11 protein-coding genes are annotated in these 20,731 nt (G+C 71.5%); 10 read left to right on the top strand and 1 reads right to left on the bottom strand.

Annotated features, from left to right (window positions below; all coding sequences use genetic code 11):
* Positions 1–10 precede the first annotated feature (10 nt).
* Positions 11–685, top strand: coding sequence for an HAD family hydrolase (locus CFB45_RS34705; protein ID WP_089429628.1), 675 nt, complete (start codon positions 11–13; stop codon positions 683–685).
* Positions 686–794: 109 nt separating this feature from the next.
* On the opposite strand, the gene CFB45_RS34700 is transcribed toward CFB45_RS34705, so the two are convergent.
* On the bottom strand, positions 795–1,037 hold the full coding sequence (locus CFB45_RS34700; RefSeq protein ID WP_089429627.1) for a DUF6566 family protein: 243 nt from the start codon (positions 1,035–1,037) through the stop codon (positions 795–797).
* A 344-nt stretch (positions 1,038–1,381) separates the two neighbouring features.
* Between CFB45_RS34700 and CFB45_RS34695 the strand changes: the two genes are divergently transcribed.
* From CFB45_RS34695 to treY, 9 genes are all read left to right on the top strand, one after another.
* Positions 1,382–1,666, top strand: coding sequence for a hypothetical protein (locus CFB45_RS34695; protein WP_089430117.1), 285 nt, complete (start codon positions 1,382–1,384; stop codon positions 1,664–1,666).
* Positions 1,667–1,746: 80 nt separating this feature from the next.
* Positions 1,747–2,235: a phage protein NinX family protein gene (locus tag CFB45_RS34690; protein WP_089429626.1), complete on the top strand. Its 489-nt coding sequence runs from the start codon at positions 1,747–1,749 to the stop codon at positions 2,233–2,235.
* 147 nt (positions 2,236–2,382) lie between these two features.
* Positions 2,383–5,775, top strand: a complete 3,393-nt coding sequence (locus tag CFB45_RS34685) for a maltotransferase domain-containing protein (RefSeq protein ID WP_089429625.1) — start codon at positions 2,383–2,385, stop codon at positions 5,773–5,775.
* Positions 5,775–9,188: a maltose alpha-D-glucosyltransferase gene (gene treS / locus CFB45_RS34680; protein WP_089430116.1), complete on the top strand. Its 3,414-nt coding sequence runs from the start codon at positions 5,775–5,777 to the stop codon at positions 9,186–9,188. The genes CFB45_RS34685 and treS overlap by 1 nt, the downstream gene beginning before the upstream one ends.
* Positions 9,185–11,392 (top strand): 1,4-alpha-glucan branching protein GlgB, encoded by a 2,208-nt coding sequence (gene glgB, locus CFB45_RS34675; RefSeq protein WP_089429624.1) that lies wholly within the window; start codon positions 9,185–9,187, stop codon positions 11,390–11,392. The genes treS and glgB overlap by 4 nt, the downstream gene beginning before the upstream one ends.
* A 32-nt stretch (positions 11,393–11,424) precedes the next feature.
* Positions 11,425–13,551 carry a glycogen debranching protein GlgX gene (gene glgX, locus CFB45_RS34670; RefSeq protein ID WP_089429623.1) on the top strand — a complete coding sequence of 709 codons (2,127 nt, stop codon included), beginning with the start codon at positions 11,425–11,427 and terminating at the stop codon, positions 13,549–13,551.
* Positions 13,548–15,419: a malto-oligosyltrehalose trehalohydrolase gene (gene treZ / locus CFB45_RS34665; protein ID WP_089429622.1), complete on the top strand. Its 1,872-nt coding sequence runs from the start codon at positions 13,548–13,550 to the stop codon at positions 15,417–15,419. Before glgX ends, treZ begins: the two co-directional genes overlap by 4 nt.
* Positions 15,416–17,644: a 4-alpha-glucanotransferase gene (malQ, locus tag CFB45_RS34660; RefSeq protein WP_089429621.1), complete on the top strand. Its 2,229-nt coding sequence runs from the start codon at positions 15,416–15,418 to the stop codon at positions 17,642–17,644. The genes treZ and malQ overlap by 4 nt, the downstream gene beginning before the upstream one ends.
* The gene (treY, locus tag CFB45_RS34655; RefSeq protein ID WP_089429620.1) at positions 17,641–20,412 is read left to right on the top strand and encodes a malto-oligosyltrehalose synthase; all 2,772 of its coding nucleotides are present in this window, start codon (positions 17,641–17,643) and stop codon (positions 20,410–20,412) included. Before malQ ends, treY begins: the two co-directional genes overlap by 4 nt.
* The last annotated feature ends 319 nt before the right edge of the window (positions 20,413–20,731 follow it).

Genomic DNA, 20,731 nt, shown 5'->3' with positions numbered 1-20,731 from the left:
GGAGGTACACATGCGCATTGAAACGTCTTTTCTGTTCGATCTCGACGGCACGCTCGTCGACAGCGTCTACCAGCACGTGCTCGCGTGGAAGGAAGCGCTCGATACCGAAGGCATCGAACTGTCGGTGTGGCGCATCCACCGCAAGATCGGCATGAGCGGCGGCCTGTTCCTGAATCAGCTGCTACGCGAGACGTCGGGCGACCTCGACGCCGAGCGCGTCGAGCGGTTGGCGCGCCTCCATGCGGCCGCGTACCAGCGGCTGCGCGCGCAGGTCCGGCCGCTGCCGGGTGCGCGCGAACTGCTGGCCGCGCTGTCGTCGGCGGGCATTCGCTGGGCGATCGCGACCAGCGGGCGGATGGAGACGGCCGCCATCAATCTGGAGGCGCTCGGCGTCGATCCGGCGAAGCAGGTGGTGGTGACGCGCGACCAGGTCAAGTACGCGAAGCCCGACCCCGACCTGTTCCTGACGGCTGCCGCGCAACTGAACGTGCCGATCGAACACACGGTCGTGGTCGGCGACAGCATCTGGGACATGCTCGCCGCCGCCCGCTGCCGCTCGCTCGGCGTCGGGTTGCTGTCGGGTGGCTACGGCAGCGACGAACTCGAACGCGCGGGCGCGCTGCGCGTGTACGACGATCCGGCGGATCTGCTGTGGCATCTCGACGAGATTGCCGCGCGACCCTGAGACGCCTGCTTCGCCGACGGCACCTTCGCCGGATCGTCGTCGGTTTCGTCAGGTCGCGCACGACCACCGGCCGCACCCCCGCCGTATCGGCACGTGGCCGCCGCGCGGCTCAATCGTCGTCCACGCGCTTGTCGATCAGATATCGCCCCCGCTCGACACCCGCGAGCAGCGCTTCGTTCTCGGTCATCCAGTCGGTGCCATCGGCCGCCGGCACGACCAGCTCGATGCGCTTGCCGCCCACATACACCTGCACCTCGTCGCGCCACGCGCCGCTGTCGTTGCGCCGCGCCCACACGTGTATCTCGTGCCCGCGATACGGATCCCGAATCTGTGCGTCCTGTTGATTTTGCACGGTGGCCTCCTTGTACCTATCTGCGATGGCGATGCAAAAAATACGCGCCGCATGATCGCCGCGCGCCCCCTCGGCCCCGTACGCACGCGCCGTGCCTGATACCGGCCCGCTGGCACGCGGCTTGCGCGCCGCTCGCGCACCGAACCGCCACGGGCACGGGCCCGAGCCCGCGAAGCGGTTCCCCCTGCAACCGGACGACGATCCGCGCACCGACGCCTTCCCCGGCTCCGCTCCCGCGACCCGGCTCGCGGATCACCCGTCCCGACCCTTCGCCAAGGAGCCTCGTTGTGAATCAAACGACCGATCTGCTCTCCTATCTCGTGACGAGCCAGCTGGCCGCGCGCATGCGGTCCGGCGCATGGCTCACGACCGGTCAGCTCGTCGACGTGCAGCGGATGTGGCTCGCGTGCCATCACGCCGAATGCGGATGGCTTGCGCGGGCCAGGATCGCGGACGCGTCCGCGACGATCGCGCAAGGGATCTACGACATCGCGATCGCGAACCGCGATCCCGACAGCGGCGAACGGGTGCGGCTCGACGCCGATTCACCGGAACTGAACGCGCTGCGCGAACGTTGCGACGTGCTGCTGCAGCGAATCGACAGCAACCGGGACATCGACGCATGGTGATCGTGCCGGACGCGCGCGACGCCCCGCAGCGGGCACGTCGCTTGCGCGGTGAGCCCGTTTTGATCGGACGGAGCCGGCCCATGCGAACCGACACACTCGACGGAAACGATCTCGACTACTGGTGTGCACGCGCGCTGTGCGCCGACGACGACGACACGCTGCGTTTCACCGCCGTCGCACCGCACCTGGTCGTGACGGCTGCATGCGACGCACTCAGGCGGCTCGACACGTGTTTCGTGCCGTCGACGTCGTGGTCCGATGCGGGCGCGGTGCTCGACCGTGTCGACGATCTTCGAATCGCACGGCACGGCGACGACGTCGAATGCGACGCGACCTTCGTCGACGGCCCGTGCACCTGCGGCGCGCACGGGCGCGATGCGCGTGTGGCCCTGCTGCGGGCGTTCGTGCGCGCACGCTTTGGCGACGAAATCGATGCACCGCCGCCGTTCCCGCACCGGATCGAACACGGTACGGTGGTGCGCTGCGACCCCGGCGTGCCGCTTCCCGAAGCCGATGACGATCGTGCCACGGGCGACAGCACGGATATCCGCTCGGTGCCGCGCATGTAAGTGCATGCAGTACCCAGCGGTCATGTAAAAACGACAGTCCCCGCCGCCGCGGATCTCCCACCCGCCCTTGCCCCACGGGAAACCACCCGGCAGGCACGCGCGTTGCGGCGAACCGGCGTCATTGACTGCCGCCCGTACGCCCGCGCCATGGACTCCACGCCGCCCTTTTCTCCGCACCTCTACTTCTGCGACGCCCGCCTCGTCGGACCGCTCGACGCATGGCCGCAGACGTTCGCGCATGTCGCCGGCATGGGCTTCGATCATGTGCTCGTCGGCGCGTTCTGGGCCGCGAGCGTCGCCGGCTTTCCGCGCCACGTGGCCGATTTCCGGCGGCCGTCCCAAGCGTTCGCGACCCGCGCGAGCGCGCTCGAAACCTTCTCGCGGCTCGCCCAGCTCGCACACGGCCACGGGCTGCGCCTGCTGCTCGAAGTCGTGCCGGATCGGGTCGCGCGCGAAAACCCGCTGCGTGCCGAGCATCCGGACTGGTACGTCGAGCACACGCACGACGACGCGCTGATCGATCCACGCGGCACCGCGCACGCGCTGGATGTCGCCCACGCGAACCTCGGCGATGAAGCCGCGCGCGACGCGCTGTCCGCGTGGTGGTGCCAGCACCTCGCCGCGTTCGCCGATGCGGGCGCGGCCGGCTTCCTGATCGACGCGCCGCATCATTTGCCGGCCGACTGGTGGCCCGGCTGGCGCGCGGCGCTGCGCCGTACGCGCCCGGACGCCGCGGTGCTCGCCGGCGTGCCCGGCCATGCGCGCGACGCGCTGGCGCAGCTCGAAGGCGCCGGGTTCGACGCGGTGTTTTCATCGGTGCGCTGGTGGGATCTGCGCGCGCCGTGGTTCGTCGACGAACACCGGCTGCTGCGGCGCATCGGCGCGCCGATCGCGTTTCCCGACGCGTTCGACGGCACACGCCTCGCCGACGACTGGCCCGGCGCGCCGGATGAGCTCGTCGTGCGCGCCTATCGCCGCGCATTGTGGACCGCTGCCGCCGTCGGCACCGGCTGGCTCGTGCCGATGGGCTTCGAGCGCGGCGTCACGGTGCCGCTGATGGCGCGCGACGCCGATGCGGCGCGCTACCGCGCCGCGTTCGAGCGCGCGCGCTTCGACCTGTCGGGCACGATCGCCGACGCGAACGCGTGGCGCCGCGCCACGCCTGTGGCGGCCGCACGCGGCGAAATCGTGCAGTTGAGCGCACCCGGCGCACCGGCGACCGCGTTGCTGCGCGGCACCGGGCCGTCGCTCGAACACGACGAAGCGGCGCTGCTGATCGCGTTGAATCCCGAGCTCGACGCAGCGGTGACGGTCGACCCCGCGACGATCCTGCCCGGCGTGCCGGGCGGATTCACGCATGTCGCCACGCACGGCGGCACGCAAACCCACCCGCCGGCCGCGCTCGAACCGTTCACGCTCGACCCCGGCGCGTACGCGCTGCTGCATGCGTGGCGGGCGCCGCCCGTCACGACCCGCCACGACGCCGCACACGAGCGCGGTGCGCTGTCCGCGGCGCTCGCGGCCGAACGGATCGCGATCGAGCGCGTCGAGCCGTCGGTCGACGGCGGCCGCTTCGCGGTCAAGCGCGTGATCGGCGAGACGCTCGTCGTCCACGCATCGATCTTCACCGACGGGCACGCGCATCTCGCGGCCGCGCTGCAGTGGCGCGCCGCCGGCGACGACGACTGGCGCGAAATCCCGTTCGAAGCCGAACCGAACGACGGCTGGCACGCCCGCGTCGCGCTCGACAGGCTCGGCCGCCATGAATTTCGCGTGATTGCCTGGCGCGACGACTGGGCCTCGCTCGTCCACGATGTCGCGAAGAAACACGCGGCCGGCCAGGACGTGACGCTCGAACTGCGCGAAGCGCAGCTGCTGCTCGCGACCGCGCTCAAGCTCGCCGATCCGCGCGATACGCGCGCGCTCACGCAGATGAAACGACTCGTCGCCGAATTCAACGATGCGCCGTTCGACGCGCGGCTCGCGCAGCTCGGCGCGGCGCCGCTCGCCGACGCGTTCGCGGCGCTGCGCTACCGCCCGTTCGTCACGCACGACACGACGACCTTCCCGGTCGACGTCGAGCGCCGCGCGGCGCGCTTCTCCAGCTGGTACGAGATGTTTCCGCGCTCGGCGAGCGACGATCCGCACCGGCACGGCACGTTCGACGACGTGATCGCGCACCTGCCGCGCATCCGCGACATGGGTTTCGACGTGCTGTATTTCCCGCCGATCCACCCGATCGGCACGACCGCGCGCAAGGGCCGCAACAACAGCCTGAAGGCCGGCCCCGACGACGTCGGCAGCCCTTACGCGATCGGCTCGCCGGACGGCGGCCACACGGCCGTGCATCCGCAGCTCGGCACGCTCGACTCGTTCCGCGCGCTGGTCGATGCCGCGCGCGGCCACGGGCTCGAGATCGCGCTCGATTTCGCGATCCAGTGCTCGCCCGACCATCCGTGGCTCGCCGCGCATCCGGGCTGGTTCGCGTGGCGGCCCGACGGCTCGCTGCGCTTCGCGGAGAATCCGCCGAAGCGCTACCAGGACATCGTCAACCCCGATTTCTACGCGCCGGACGCGCTGCCCGACCTGTGGCTCGCGCTGCGCGACGCGGTACTGTTCTGGGTCGACGCGGGCGTGCGGATCTTCCGCGTCGACAACCCGCACACGAAGCCGCTGCCGTTCTGGGCGTGGATGATCGACGACGTGCGCGGCCGGCATCCGGACGTGGTGTTCCTGTCCGAAGCGTTCACGCGGCCGGCCATGATGTATCGGCTCGCGAAAGTCGGCTTCTCGCAGTCGTACACGTACTTCACGTGGCGCGAGTCGAAGCGCGAATTCATCGACTACCTGACCGAGCTGACGACCGGCCCGGCGCGCGAGTTCTTCCGGCCGAACTTCTTCGTCAACACGCCCGACATCAACCCGCGCCACCTGCAGAACGCGCCGCGCACGCAGTTCGTGATCCGCGCGGCGCTCGCGGCGACGCTGGCCGGCTCGTGGGGCCTGTACTCGGGCTTCGAGCTCGGCGAATCGGCGCCGCTGCCCGACAGCGAGGAATACGCGGACGCGGAGAAGTACGAGCTGCGTGCGCGCGACTGGAGCAAGGCCGCGCATATCGGCGCCGAGGTCGCGCGGCTGAACCGCGCGCGGCGCGCGCACCCGGCGCTGCAGACCCATCTCGGCCTCACGTTCGCCGACGCGGACAACGACGCGGTGCTCGTGTTCGTGAAGGCGACGCCGGCGTTCGACAGCGTGGTGGTCGTCGCGATCAGCACCGATCCGTGGCATCCGCAGGTCACGAACTTCACGCTCGATGCGTCGCTGTGGCGCGGCCTGGGGCTCGTCGACGGCGAACCGCTCGACGCGCTCGAACAGGACGCCACGCATGCGGAAACCTGGCGCGGGCATCGCCAGTACGTCTCGCTCGATCCGCATGTGCGCCCGTATGCGATCTGGCGGCTCACGCCGTCTCCAGGCGCCGCGCGGGCGGCGGCGCGCGAACCGGGCGACGCCCGGCCCTCCTCGGGAGCCCACGGATGATGAAACGCGAAGATTCCCTCGACGACGTACGCCGCGCGCAATTCCCGTCGCTGGCGCCGGCCGGCACCCCGCGCCGGCGCCGCGCACGCCGCCGCGCGCCGGCGCTCTGCGCGGACGATCCGCTGTGGTACAAGGACGCGATCATCTACCAGGTGCACGTGAAGTCGTTCTACGACTCGAACAACGACGGCATCGGCGATTTCCCCGGCCTGATCGCGAAGCTCGACTACATCGCCGAACTCGGCGTCGACACGATCTGGCTGCTGCCGTTCTACCCGTCGCCGCGCCGCGACGACGGCTACGACATCGCCGACTATCGCGACGTGCATCCCGACTACGGCACGCTGGCCGACGTGCGGCGCTTCATCCGCGAAGCGCATGCACGCGGCATTCGCGTGATCACCGAGCTGGTGATCAACCACACGTCGGACCAGCATCCGTGGTTCCAGCGCGCGCGCCGCGCGAAGCCCGGCTCCACGCATCGCGACTACTACGTGTGGTCCGACACCGACACGAAATACGCGGGCACGCGGATCATCTTCCTCGATACGGAAACGTCGAACTGGGCGCACGACCCGATCGCCGGCCAGTACTACTGGCACCGCTTCTATTCGCACCAGCCGGACCTGAACTTCGACAACCCGGCCGTCGTGCGCGAGGTGATGCAGGTGATGCGCTTCTGGCTCGACCTCGGCATCGACGGGCTGCGGCTCGACGCGGTGCCGTATCTCGTCGCGCGGGAAGGCACCAGCAACGAGAACCTGCCCGAGACGCACGCGATCCTGAAGCGGATCCGCGCGACGATCGACGCCGAGTATCCGAACCGGATGCTGCTCGCGGAGGCGAACCAGTGGCCGGAAGACGTGCAGGAATATTTCGGCAACGAGGACGAATGCCACATGGCGTTCCATTTCCCGCTGATGCCGCGCATCTACATGTCGATCGCGAGCGAGGACCGCTTCCCGATCGTCGACATCATGCGGCAGACGCCGGAACTCGCGCCGAGCAACCAGTGGGCCGTGTTCCTGCGCAACCACGACGAGCTGACGCTCGAGATGGTCACCGACTCCGAGCGCGACCTGCTGTGGCAGACCTATGCGAGCGACCGGCGCGCGCGGCTGAACCTCGGCATCCGGCGCCGGCTCGCGCCGCTGATGGAACGCGACCGGCGCCGCATCGAGCTGATCAACTCGCTGCTGCTGTCGATGCCCGGCACGCCGGTGATCTACTACGGCGACGAGCTCGGGATGGGCGACAACATCCACCTCGGCGACCGCGACGGCGTGCGCACGCCGATGCAGTGGTCGTCGGACCGCAACGGCGGCTTCTCGCGCGCCGACCCCGAACAGCTCGTGCTGCCGCCGGTGATGGGCGCGCTGTACGGCTATGACGCGGTCAACGTCGAGGCGCAGACGCGCGACCCGCATTCGCTGCTGAACTGGACGCGCCGCATCCTGTCGACGCGCCGCGCGTCGCAGGCGTTCGGACGCGGCACGATCCGCTTCCTGCGCCCGGAGAACCGCAAGGTGCTCGCGTACCTGCGCGAGCTGGACGGCCATGATCCGGTGCTGTGCGTCGCGAACCTGTCGCGGGCGTCGCAGGCCGTCGAGCTCGACCTGTCCGAATTCGCGGGCCGCGTGCCGATCGAGATGACGTCGGATTCGCCGTTTCCGCCGATCGGGCAGCTCACGTACCTGCTGACCTTTCCGCCTTACGGATTCCTGTGGTTCGTGCTCGCCGAGCACGGCCGCGAGCCGTCGTGGCGGCAGCCGCACGCGGAGCCGCTGCCCGAATACGTGACGCTCGTGATGCGACGCGGCGATACACGGCCGAACGTCGAACAGCTGCACGTGCTCGCGCACGATGCCCTGCCCTCGTGGCTCGCGCGGCGGCGCTGGTTCGCGTCGAAGGACCGCGCGATCGGCACGGCCCGGCTGAACGTCGTCACGCCGGTGCCGGGCGAACCGTTCCAGTATGCGGAGGCCTGGGTCGAATCCGGTGCGACGGGCGACGTCGAACGCTACGTCGTGCCGCTCGCGGCCGCGTGGGGCGGTGAAACCTCGCAGCCGCTGTTCACGCAGCTGGCGCTGGCGCGCGTGCGGCGCGGCCACTCGGTCGGCTACCTGACCGACGCGTTCGCGCTGCCGGCGTTCGCGCACGGGATGCTGCGCAAGCTACGCGACGGCGCGACGGTGCCGACCACCGACGGCGGCCGGCTCGCGTTCCTGCCGGAAGACGCGCTCGCCGCACTCGATCCCGGCGACGACGCCGAAGTGCGCTGGCTCGCGGCCGAGCAGAGCAACAGCTCGCTCGTGATCGGCGACGCGATCGTGCTGAAGCTGGTGCGCAAGGTCGCGCACGGCGTACATCCGGAAGCGGAAATGAGCCGGTACCTGACGCGGATCGGCTACCCGAACACCGCGACGCTCGCGGGCGAAGTCGTGCACGTCGATCCTGACGGCACGCCGCACACGGTCGCGATCCTGCAGCGCTACGTCGACAACCAGGGCGACGCGTGGACGCGCTCGTTCGACTTCCTGCGGCGCGCGGTGGACGAGCTCGCGCTGCCGGCGGCTGACGAAGAGCACACCGACGACGCCAACGAGGAACCCGACGCGCTGCTCGGCTATGCGGCGTTCGCGGGGATCATCGGCACGCGGCTCGGCCAGCTGCACGTCGCGCTCGCGCAGCCGTCCGACGATCCCGCGTTCGCGCCGGAGCATGCAACGCCCGAACACGTCGACGGCTGGTGCGCGGACGCGATCGCGTCGTTCGAGCACGCGCTCGACGTGCTGCACACGCGGCTCGATGCGCTCGACCCGGCCATGCGCGCGGCGGCCGACACGCTGCTCGCGTCGCGCGACGCGGCCGTGCGCGCGCTCGGCGAGCTCGTGCCGCGCACGCTCGATGCGCAATGCATGCGGATCCACGGCGATTTCCATCTGGGCCAGGTGCTCGACGTGCAGGGCGACGCGCTGCTGATCGACTTCGAAGGCGAGCCGGCGCGCCCGCTCGAACACCGCCGCGCGAAATCGCATCCGCTGCGCGACGTGGCCGGCCTGCTGCGTTCGCTGTCGTACGTGAGCGCGACCGCGCAGTTCGCGATTGAGAAGGCGCCGCCGCAGGCGGCCGGCCGCAAGCGTGCACTGTTCGACCGCTTCGGGCAGGCCGCCGCCGACCGCTTCGTCGACTGCTATCGCACGGCCACCGAGCAGGCCCCCGCGCGTTTCGTCGACCCGCGCTACGCCGATCGCCTGCTCGCGCTGTTCCTGATCGACAAGGCGTCGTACGAGCTGTGCTACGAAGCCGCGAACCGGCCCGACTGGCTGAGCGTGCCGGTCGGCGGGCTCGCCGCGCTGGTCGAACGGCTGCTCGGTGACGGCGGTGCATCCGCCGAAGGAGGGACGCAATGACCGGAACGCTGTTCGAACGATCCGACATCGATGCGCTGCTCGCCGGCCGTCATCCCGATCCGTTCGCCTGCCTCGGCCCGCACGGGCAGGCCGGCGAGGTCGTCGTGCGCGCACTGTTGCCCGGCGCGAAAAGCGTGCATGCGCTGTCGCCGGAAGGCGCCGACCTCGGCGCGCTCGCGTGCGTCGATCGCGCCGGCTGCTTCGCGGGGACGATCCCGCGCGACGGCGGCGCGCCCCACTATCTGCTCGCGATCGACTGGCCCGACGCGCGACAGGTGATCGACGACGCGTATGCGTTCGGCACGCTGCTCGACGACGCCGTGCTCGCCCGCTTCTCGGCCGGCGACCCGGCCGCGGTGCTCGACTGCCTCGGCGCGGCGCCCGCGCGCATCGACGACACCGACGGCGTGCGCTTCGCCGTCTGGGCGCCGAACGCGCAGCGCGTGTCGGTGGTCGGCGATTTCAACGGCTGGGACGGCCGCCGGCATCCGATGCGGCTGCGGCGGCCGTCGGGCGTGTGGGAGCTGTTCGTGCCGGGCATCGGCGCGGGCGAGTGCTACAAATACGAGGTGCGCGCGGCCGACGGGCGCGTGCTGCCGCACAAGGCCGATCCCTGCGCGCGCGCGACCGAGGCGCCGCCGCGCACGGCGTCGGTCGTCGCCGACGTCGCGGCGCTCGACGCGTTCGCGTGGCACGACGACGGCTGGATGCACGCGCGGCCGCACACCGACCGCTACCGCGTGCCGTGGTCGATCTACGAGGTGCATGCGGAATCGTGGCAACGCGTGCCCGAGGAAATGAACCGCAGCGCGACCTGGGACGAACTCGCCGAGCGGCTGATTCCGTACGTGAAGGGGATGGGCTTCACGCACGTCGAGTTCATGCCGATCGCCGAATACCCGTTCGGCGGCTCGTGGGGCTACCAGCCGCTCGCGCAGTTCGCGCCGTCCGCGCGCTTCGGGCCGGTTGACGGCTTCGCGCGCTTCGTCGACCGCGCGCACGCGGCCGGCATCGGCGTGCTCGTCGACTGGGTGCCCGCGCACTTCCCCGACGATCCGCACGGCCTCGCGCAGTTCGACGGCACCGCGCTGTACGAGCACGCCGACCCGCGCGAAGGGCTGCATCCCGACTGGCACACCTGCGTGTTCAACGTCGGGCGCACGGAAGTCGGCGCGTTCCTCGCCGCCTCGGCGCTCGCGTGGGCGCGCCGGTATCACGTCGACGGCATCCGCGTCGACGCGGTCGCGTCGATGCTGTACCGCGACTATTCGCGCGCGGAAGGCGAATGGGTGCCGAACGTGCACGGCGGCCGCGAGAACCTCGAATCGGTCGCGTTCCTGCGCATGCTGAACGACACGCTGCACGGGGCGGCCGCGCCGGCCGGCGTCGTCACCGTCGCGGAGGAATCGACCGCGTGGCCGGGCGTCACCGCGCCGACCGGCGACGGCGGGCTCGGCTTCGACTTCAAGTGGAACATGGGCTGGATGCACGACACGCTCGCGTATCTGCGCGAGGACCCGGTGCATCGCCGCTATCACCACGACCGGATGACGTTCGGGCTCGTGTACGCGTTCTCCGAGCGCTTCGTGCTGCCGCTGTCGCACGACGAGGTCGTGCACGGCAAGGGCTCGCTCGTCGCGAAGATGCCGGGCGACGCGTGGCAGCGGCTTGCGACGCTGCGCGCGTACTTCGGCTTCATGTGGGCGCACCCCGGCAAGAAGCTGCTGTTCATGGGCAGCGAATTCGCGCAATGGGCCGAGTTCGCGCACGACGCGACGCCGCACTGGGACCTGCTCGATGCGCCCGCGCATCGCGGCGTGCAGCGGCTCGTGCGCGACCTGAACCGCACGTACGCGGCCGAGCCGGCGCTGCATGCGCTCGACTGCCAAGCGGCCGGCTTCTCCTGGCTGATCGGCGACGACCGCGACAACAGCGTGTTCGCGTTCGCGCGGCGCGACGACGCCGGGCATCGGGTGGTCGCCGTCTGCAACTTCACGCCGGTGCCGCGCGCGAGCTATCGCGTCGGCCTGCCCGCGCCCGGACAGTGGCGCGAACTGATGAACACCGATGCCGCGCCGTACGGCGGCACCAACGCCGGCAACGACGGCGCCGTGTGGGCCGAAGCCGTGCCCGCGCACGGCGAGGCGTGGTCGGCCACCCTGCGCCTGCCGCCGCTCGCGACGCTATGGCTGCGCCCTGCCTGATTTCCCGCACCCTGGACACGGAGATCCGCCCCATGCCGACCGCCCTGCCCGCCCGTCTCGAATCCGGCCGCAGCTATCCGCTCGGCGCGACCTGGGACGGCCTCGGGACCAACTTCGCGGTGTTTTCCGCGCACGCGCACCGCATCCAGCTGTGCGTGTTCGATCCGACCGGCCGCAAGGAGCTGGCGCGCCTCGACCTGCCCGAATGCACCGACGAGATCTGGCACGGCTACCTGCCCAACGCGCATCCGGGCACCGTGTACGGGTTTCGCGCGGATGGCCCGTACCAGCCGCAGCACGGCCATCGCTTCAACCCGACCAAGCTGCTGCTCGACCCGTACGCGCGCAAGCTGGTCGGCCAGTTCCGCTGGTCGGACGCGCTGTTCGGCTATCGCCTGCATTCGAACCGCGCGGACCTGTCGATGGACCGGCGCGACTCGGCGCCCGCGATGCCGAAGTGCGTAGTGGTCGACGAGGCGTTCGACTGGAGCACCGACCGGCGCCCGCGCGTGTCGTGGCGCAACACGGTGATCTACGAGACCCACGTGCGCGGCGCGTCGATGCGGCGTGCCGGGTTGCGCCCGCCCGAGCGCGGCACGTTCGCGGCGTTCGCGCATCCGGCGTTCATCGATCACCTGCTGTCGATCGGCGTGACGACGGTCGAGCTGCTGCCCGTCCATGCGTTCCTGCAGCAGCGCGCGCTCGTGAACCGCGGGCTGCGCAACTACTGGGGCTACGACACGGCCGCGTTCTTCGCGCCGGAGCCCGCGTATCTCGCGACGCGGCGGCTCGACGAGATGCGCATCGCGATCCGCCAGCTGCATGCGGCCGGCATCGAGGTCGTGCTCGACGTCGTCTACAACCATACCTGCGAGGGCAACGAGCTCGGCCCGACGCTGTCGTGGCGCGGCCTCGACAACGCGAGCTACTACCGGCTGAGGCCGGACGACCGCCGCTTTCATGTCGACGAGACCGGCTGCGGCAACACGCTGAACCTGTCGCATCCGCGCGTCGTGCAGATGGTGATGGATTCGCTGCGCTACTGGGCCACCGCGTTCAACATCGACGGCTTCCGTTTCGACCTCGGCGTGACGCTCGGTCGCGAGGAACACGGCTTCGATCCGGGCGCGGGGTTCTTCGACGCGCTGCGGCAGGACCCGGTGCTCGCGCAGCGCAAGCTGATCACCGAGCCATGGGATCTCGGCCCCGGCGGCTACCAGTTGGGCCGCCACCCGCCCGGTTTCGCCGAATGGAACGACCGCTTTCGCGACACGGTGCGGCGCTTCTGGCGCGGCGACCCGGGCCAGCGGCCGGAACTCGCCGCGCGGCTCGCGGGGTCGGCCGACCTGTTCAACCACCAGCGGCGCCATACGTGGGCGTCGGTCAACTTCGTCACCGCGCACGACGGCTTCACGCTCGCCGATCTCGTGTCGTATTCGACGAAACACAACGACGCGAACGGTGAGGACAACCGCGACGGCCGCGACGACAACTGCACCGCGAACTGGGGCGTCGAGGGGCCGACCGACGACCCGGCGATCCGCGCGGTACGTGCGCGGGTCGCGCGCTCGATGCTCGCGACGCTGTTTACCGCGCTCGGCACGCCGATGCTGGTGGCCGGAGACGAGTTCGGCCGCACGCAGCACGGCAACAACAACGCGTACTGCCAGGACAACGAGCTGTCGTGGCTCGACTGGGAGCTGGCGCGCGGCGACGAAGCCGTGACGCTGATGCGCTTCGTATCGCGGCTTGCCGCGCTGCGGCGCATGTATCCGGTGATGTCCGCGCCGCGCTATCCGTCGGGCGACCGCGAAGCGGCGCCGGGCATGGCCGAGATCGGCTGGTTCGACGAGCACGGCGACGCGATGACCGTGCCCGCGTGGCAGGACCGCGAGCGCCGCGCGCTGACGATGCGCCGCGTCGGCACGGGCCGCACCGGGCGCACCGAGGCGCTGCTCGTGATGCTGAACGCGTCGTCCGAGACGGTCGTGTTCGCGCCGCCCGCGCCGGCGCTCGACTATCGCGTGCTGGTCGACACGGCCACGCCGGACGCCGGCCCGCGCTCGTGGCCGGCCGACGGCCTCGACGTCGCCGCGCACGCGGCCGCGATCGCGGTGGCCGCCGTGCCGACCGACCTGTCTCCGGGAGACCCGACATGAGATCACGCCCCGCCCGTCCATCGGGTTCGCACGCGTTCGACACGTCGTTCGGCGCGACCTGCGTCGAGGCCGACCGCACGCGCTTCCGGCTGTGGGCGCCCGCGAGCCGCACGGCCGCCGTCGAGATCGAAGGCGAAAACCGGCCCTCCGTCCCGATGACCGCGGTGGGCGAAGGCTGGTTCGAGGCCGTCGTGCCGTGCGGCCCCGGTACGCTGTATCGCTACCGGCTCGACGGCGATCTCGCGGTGCCCGATCCCGCGTCGCGCTTCCAGCCCGGCGGCGTGGATGGCCCGAGCCAGGTCGTCGATCCCGCTGCGTACCGCTGGCGCCACGACGCGTGGCGCGGCCGCCCGTGGCACGAAACGGTGCTGTACGAACTGCACATCGGCGCATTCGGCGGCCACGCGAGCGTCGAGCGGCGGCTGCCGGACATCGCCGCGCTCGGCGTGACCGCCATCGAGCTGATGCCCGTCAACACGTTTCCCGGCGCGCGCAACTGGGGTTACGACGGCGTGCTGCCGTTCGCGCCCGATCCGTCGTACGGACGGCCCGAGGAACTGAAGGCGCTGGTCGATGCCGCGCACGGGCTCGGGCTGCAGGTGTTTCTCGACGTCGTCTACAACCACTTCGGCCCGCAAGGCAACCTGCTGCCGCGCTACGCGCCCGCGTTCTTCCGCGCGGACCGTCAGACCGCGTGGGGGCCGGCGATCGACTTTTCGCGGGAGCAGACGAGCGCGTTCTTCATCGAGAACGCGCTGTACTGGCTCCACGAATTCCGTTTCGACGGGCTGCGCATCGATGCCGCGCACGCGATCGACGACGACACGTGGCTGCGCGAACTCGCGCGCCGCGTGCGCGCGTACGCGGGCGACACGCGCCATGTGCACCTCGTGCTCGAGAACGAGCGCAATGCGGCGAGCCTGCTCGGGCCCGGCGGTTTCGACGCGCAATGGAACGACGACTTCCACAACAGCGCGCACGTGCTGCTGACCGGCGAGCGCGACGGCTACTACCGCGCGTACGCCGACGCGCCGCTGCGCCATCTCGCGCGCACGCTCGGCGAAGGCTTCGCATACCAGGGCGAACCATCGCCGCTGCACGACGGCGCCCCGCGCGGCGAACCGAGCGCGCACCTGCCGCCGACCGCGTTCGTCGCGTTCCTGCAGAACCACGACCAGGTCGGCAACCGCGCATTCGGCGAACGGCTGCGCACGCTCGCGAACGAAGACGCGGTGCGCGCGGCGACCGCGCTGCTGCTGCTCGCGCCGTCGATCCCGCTGCTGTTCATGGGCGAGGAAGACGGCAGCACGCAGCCGTTCCAGTTCTTCACCGACTATCGTGGCGCGCTCGCCGACGCGGTGCGCGAGGGCCGGCGCCGCGAATTCGCGGCCTTTCCGGCGTTCGCCGACGCCGCGCATCGCGACGCGATTCCCGATCCGAACGACGTCGCGACGTTCGTGCGTTCGACGCTGCACGGCAGCAGCGACGAAACCACGCCCGACACCGACGCCTGGCGGCGCTTCTACCGCAGCGCACTGACCGTGCGTGCGGCGCTCGTGACGCCGAACCTGCCCGGCGCCAGCGCACTCGGCGTCGACCTGCTCGCGGGCGACGGCGACCCGCAGGCGCTTGCGGCGCGCTGGCGCCTCGGCGACGGCAGCACGCTGACGATCGCGTTGAACCTCGGCTCGCACGACGCGGTGCTGCCCGCGCTGCCGGTCGGCAAGATCGTGTTCGAGACGCCGCCGCGCGCACGCGACCGGTTGCGCGACCTGCGGCTGCCGCCCCGCGCGTGCATCGCGTGGCGCGACGGCGAGGTCAACCAAGATGCGCGGCAGCACCGCATGAACGGGCAGGGCCGATCATGACGGCCGACGTGTCGATCACCGAACTCGCGCGCACGGCCGGCCTGGAAACCGACTGGACCGATGCGGGCGGCATCGCGCGGCGGGTGGACGATGACGCCCTCGTCACGCTCGTCGACGCGCTCGGCTGGCCGTGCGGCACGGCGGCCCAGCGGGTGGAAAGCGCCGCCGCGCTCGCCGACGAGAACGCGTCGGCCCCGCGCATCGTCACCGGCGACGCGGGCCTGCCGCCGACCCTGCCGGCCGCGATCGCGCCGCCCGGCGCGCGCTTCCGGATCACGCTCGAAGCGGGCGGGCATGTCGACGGGCGCGTCGGCGGCGAAGGCGAACACGGCACGCTGCCGCCGCTCGCGATCCCCGGCTATCACGCGCTCGACGTCGGCGACCAGCGCATCGGGCTCACGATCGCGCCGCCGCGCCCGCAACCGGTCGACCCGCGCGCGGCGGATGCGGGCGGCCGCTGGGGCATCGCGGCGCAGCTCTACAGCCTGCGCCGCGCCGGCGACGACGGCGCGGGCGACTACACCGCGCTCGCGCGGCTGGCCGCGCATGCGGCGCGGCACGGCGCGCAGGCGGTGGCGATCAGCCCGACCCACGCCGGCTTTCCGGCGCTGCCCGCGCACGACAGCCCGTATTCGCCGTCGTCGCGGCGCTGGCACAACGTCGCGTATCTCGACTGCGACGCGGTGCCGGGCGCCGCTGCCGTGCCTCACGCAACCGGCGCCGTGGCCGACGCACCACTGATCGACTGGCCGCACGTGCTGCCGCTTAAACTGCGGCGCCTGCGTGCGTGCTTCGACGCATGGCGCACCAGCGACGACCCGTCGCGTGACACCTTCCAGCGGTTTCGCGCCGCGGGCGGTGCGGCGCTCGAGGCGCACGCGCGCTTCGACGCATTGCAGGCGTTCTGCCTCGAGCACGGGGCGGGCTTTGACTGGCGGAAATGGCCGGCGCCGTGGCGCGAACCGGGATCGGCTGAAGTCGATGCGTTCGCGCACGCCCATGCCGACACGGTCGCGTTCCACACGTACCTGCAATGGTGCGCGTCGCGCGCGCTCGGCGACGCGCAGCACGCGGCACGCGGCGCGGGCATGGCCACCGGGCTGATCGCCGATCTCGCGGTCGGCTCCGATCGCGCGGGCAGCGACGCGTGGGCGCACGGCGCGACGCTGCTGCGCGGCGTGTCGCTCGGGGCGCCGCCCGACCTGTTCAATGCGGCCGGCCAGGCGTGGGGCGTGACGACCTGGACGCCCGCCGCGCTGCGGGCGGAAGGCTTCGTGCCGTTCGTCGAGCTGTTGCGCGCGGCGTTCGCCCATGCGGGCGGCATCCGCATCGATCACGTGCTCGGCTTCGCGCGGATGTGGATCGTGCCGGACGGCGGCTCGCCGCGCGACGGCGCGTACCTGCGCTATCCGGTCGACGATCTCGTGCGGCTCGTCGCGCTCGAGGCGGCCCGTTATCGCGCGCTCGCGATCGGCGAGGATCTCGGCACGGTGCCGGCCGGCTTCCGCGAACGGCTCGGCGCGCAGGGCATCGCCGGGATGCGCGTGCTGTGGTTCGAGCGCGACGCCGGCGGCGCCTTCCGGCCGCCGTCCGCATGGGATCGCGACGCGATCGCGATGCCGTCGACGCACGATCTGCCGACCGTGGCCGGCTGGTGGCGCGGGGTCGATCTGGCCTGGCGTCGAATCGCGGCCGAGGCGGCGCAGCAGTCCGACGACGCGGAGGCGCGCGACGCAGCGCCGCCCACACCGCCGGATGAAGCGAGCGCGGATGATCGGCACACGACCGTGCCCGGCGCCGCCGCCCCGCCCGACACCGCTGACACCACGCCGCCCCCGGAAGCCGGCCCCGCCCCCCCGCCGCCCGCCGTCGACCCCGACGTCGTCGCCGCGCATGCTGCACGCGCCACCGAACGCGCGGCGCTGTGGCGCGCGCTGCAGCACGCAGGCTGCGCGCCGGCCGGTGACACCGCCCCGCCGGCTGATGCGCCGCCGGTCGCCGAGATACTCGCGTACGTCGCGCGCAGCCCGTCGCCGCTCGCGATCCTGCCGCTCGAGGACCTGCTGGCGCTGGACACGCAGCCGAACCTGCCGGGGCCGCCCTGCGGGCACCCGAACTGGCGGCAGCGCCTGCCACGCCCGATCGACACGCTGTTCGACGCCGACGTGCGCGACCGCATCGCGGCCGTGGGGCGCGCACGCGGTTCGCGGGAGCCCGGCCCATGACGCCACGCGCGACGCTGCGACTGCAGCTGCATGCGGGCTTCACGTTCGACGACGCGGCCGCGCACGCCGGCTATTTCGCGCGGCTCGGCGTGAGCCACCTGTACCTGTCGCCGGTCGCGACGGCCGAACCCGGTTCGCGGCACGGCTACGACACCGTCGATTACGGCACGCTCAACCCCGAGCTCGGCGGCGAAGCCGGTTTCGTCCGGCTCGTCGATGCGTTGCGCGCGCACGGGCTGGGCGTGATCGTCGACATCGTGCCGAACCACATGGGCGTCGGCGGTTCGTCGAACCGCTGGTGGAACGACGTGCTCGAATGGGGCCCCGCGAGCCCGTACGCGCACCACTTCGACATCGACTGGCATCCGCCCGACGCGGCGCTCGACGGCAAGGTGCTGCTGCCCTGCCTCGGCACGCCGTATGGCGAAGCGCTCGCGGCCGGCGGCATCACGCTCGACGCCGATCCGGCCACCGGGCGCTTCTTCGTGTCGTGCCCCGGGCGACGGCTGCCGGTGGCCGCCGCCACCTACGCGGAACTCCTGCGCCTCGCGAACCGCGCGGACCTGAACGCGCTCGCCGAACGCTTCGACGCCGCGCCGCCGCGCGACAGCACGCGACTGGCCGCCGCGCATGCGGCGCTGCGCGATCACGCGGCCACGCACGGCCCGCATGCGCTCGACGCGGTGCTGCGCGGCGCCGATCCGCGCCGCGCGCGCTCCCGCGCCTGCCTGCACCGGCTGCTCGAACGCCAGCACTACCGGCTCGCGTGGTGGCGCACGGCCGCCGACGAGCTGAACTGGCGGCGCTTCTTCGACATCGCGACGCTCGCGGCCATCCGCGTCGACGACGATGCGGTGTTCGATGCCGTCCATGCGCTGCCGCTGCGGCTTCATGCGGCCGGCTACATCGACGGCCTGCGCGTCGATCACGTCGACGGCCTCGCCGATCCGCGCGCGTATGGCCGGCGGCTGCATCAGCGGCTGGCCGCACAACGCGACGCGCGGCCGTACATCGTCGTCGAGAAGATCCTCGCGCCCGGCGAATCGCTGCGCGCCGACTGGGCCGTCGACGGCACGACCGGCTACGACTTCATGAACGATGTCGGCGCGCTGCTGCACGATCCGGCCGGCGCCGCGCCGCTCGCCGCGCACTGGGCCCACGTGTCGGGTTCGTCGCGCACGTTCGCGCAGGAAGCGCTCGACGGCAAGCGGCGCGTGCTGATGCGCCAGCTCGCCGTCGAGCATGCGCGCGCCGCGCGGGCGTTGCACGGCGTGGCGCGTGCGGCACCCGCGACGCGCGACGTGAGCCGGATCGCGATTCGGCGCGTACTGGGGGAACTCGCGGTGCAGTTGCCCGTGTACCGGATGTATCCGGTGCAGGACGAAGAACCCGCCGACGCCGACCGTCGCGTACTCGCGCAAGCGTACGAACGGGCGGTCGAGGCCGTCGATCCTGCCGACCGGTTCGCACTCGATCACGTCGCCACCTGGCTCGGGTTGCCGGTCGCGCGCGTGCCGCGCGCGGATGCCGCCGCGCTGCACGCGGCGCGCGTCGCGTTCGCGCAGCTCACCGCGCCGCTGGCCGCGAAGGGTGTCGAGGATACGGCTCACTATCGTTACGGCCGGCTCTTGTCGCGCAATGAAGTCGGCGCCGACGCGGGCGACTTCAGCCTGTCGCGCGGCGCGTTCCATGCGCGCAACCGGCGCCGCGCGCGCAACGTGCCGCACGGGCTCGTCGCCACCGCCACGCACGACCACAAGCGCGGCGAGGACGCGCGTGCGCGGCTCGCCGTGCTCAGCGAAATGCCCGACGCGTGGCGCGCGGTGTCGCTCGACTGGTCCGCGCTCAACCGGCCGCATCGCGGCAGCGCGCATCGCGACCTCGCATGGGCGCCGGGGCCGGCCGCCGAGGCGATGCTGTACCAGACGCTCGTCGGCTGCTGGCCGCCCGAACTCGCGCCCGACGACGCGGCGGGGCTCACGGCGCTCACCGAACGCGTCGTGCAGTGGCAGACGAAAGCGCTGCGCGAGGCGAAGCATCACACCGACTGGCTCGCGCCCGACCTGCGCTACGAGCGCGATTGCGAAGCGTTCGTCCGCGCGATCCTGCGGCCGCGTGGCCCAGGCGACTTCGCGCACCGGCTGCATGCGTTCGTCGCGCGGATCGCGCCGGCCGGCGTCGTCAACAGCCTGACGCAGGCCGTGCTGCGGATGGCATCGCCCGGCGTGCCCGACCTGTATCAAGGATCTGAGTCATGGGATCACTCGCTCGTCGATCCGGACAACCGCCGCGACGTGCCGTTCGCCGCGCTCGCGGCCGAGCGGGTCGACGGGCCGGTCGCGTCGTATCTGGCGACGTGGCCCGATGCGCGCGTGAAGCGGGCGCTGGTCGAGCGCATGCTGGCGCTGCGCGCGCGATGGCCGGCGACGTTCGCGGACGGCGCGTACGTGCCGCTGCGCGTACGCGGCCCGCTCGGGCGTCATGCGGTTGCGTTCGCGCGCTGCAGCGACGAGGCCACCGTGGTGGTGGTCGCGACACGGCTTGCGGGCCGGTTGCTCGGCGGAGCACCGGAATTGCCGCGCGTGGAACCGGCGCAATGGGGCGATACGGCGGTCGTGCTGCCGCGCGATATCGACGGGCCGTGGATGGATGGACTGGAGGCGGGGGATGCGGTCGACGTGCCGGGAGGGTTGATCAAGCTCGGTGACTGGCTGGCCGCGCTACCGGTTGCCGTGCTGGTGGCTACGCGTCCAACGAGCGAATCGTGATCGTCCAGCGCACGCTCGTTTCCGCCGATGAAATTCCGGGAAGTCGTGGCGTTTGTCTTTAGTCACGAGCATCGCGCATTTGCTCGTACCCCCAGTTGCCAGGGAAAATCAAATTTGTGCAAGACAGCCTGCGTGTAATCGTTTTTGTACATCCAAAATCGATTTACGCCCGAAACGAGCTTCCATAATCGGTTTTGCGCATTGGCTGGGCCGAAGGAAATGCCCGTCTTGCAGCAGCCGGGTATCTGGCCCGCGATCGTCGAAGCAGTATCCTCGGCCTTTCGCGACGGCGACTCCACGGATGCCGCGATCGTTGATC

The sequence above is a fragment of the Burkholderia sp. HI2500 genome, from assembly GCF_002223055.1.
Taxonomy (GTDB): Bacteria; Pseudomonadota; Gammaproteobacteria; order Burkholderiales; family Burkholderiaceae; genus Burkholderia.
The sequence above is the reverse complement of the archived record's forward strand: the minus strand, read 5'-3'. Positions and strand labels throughout refer to the sequence as shown.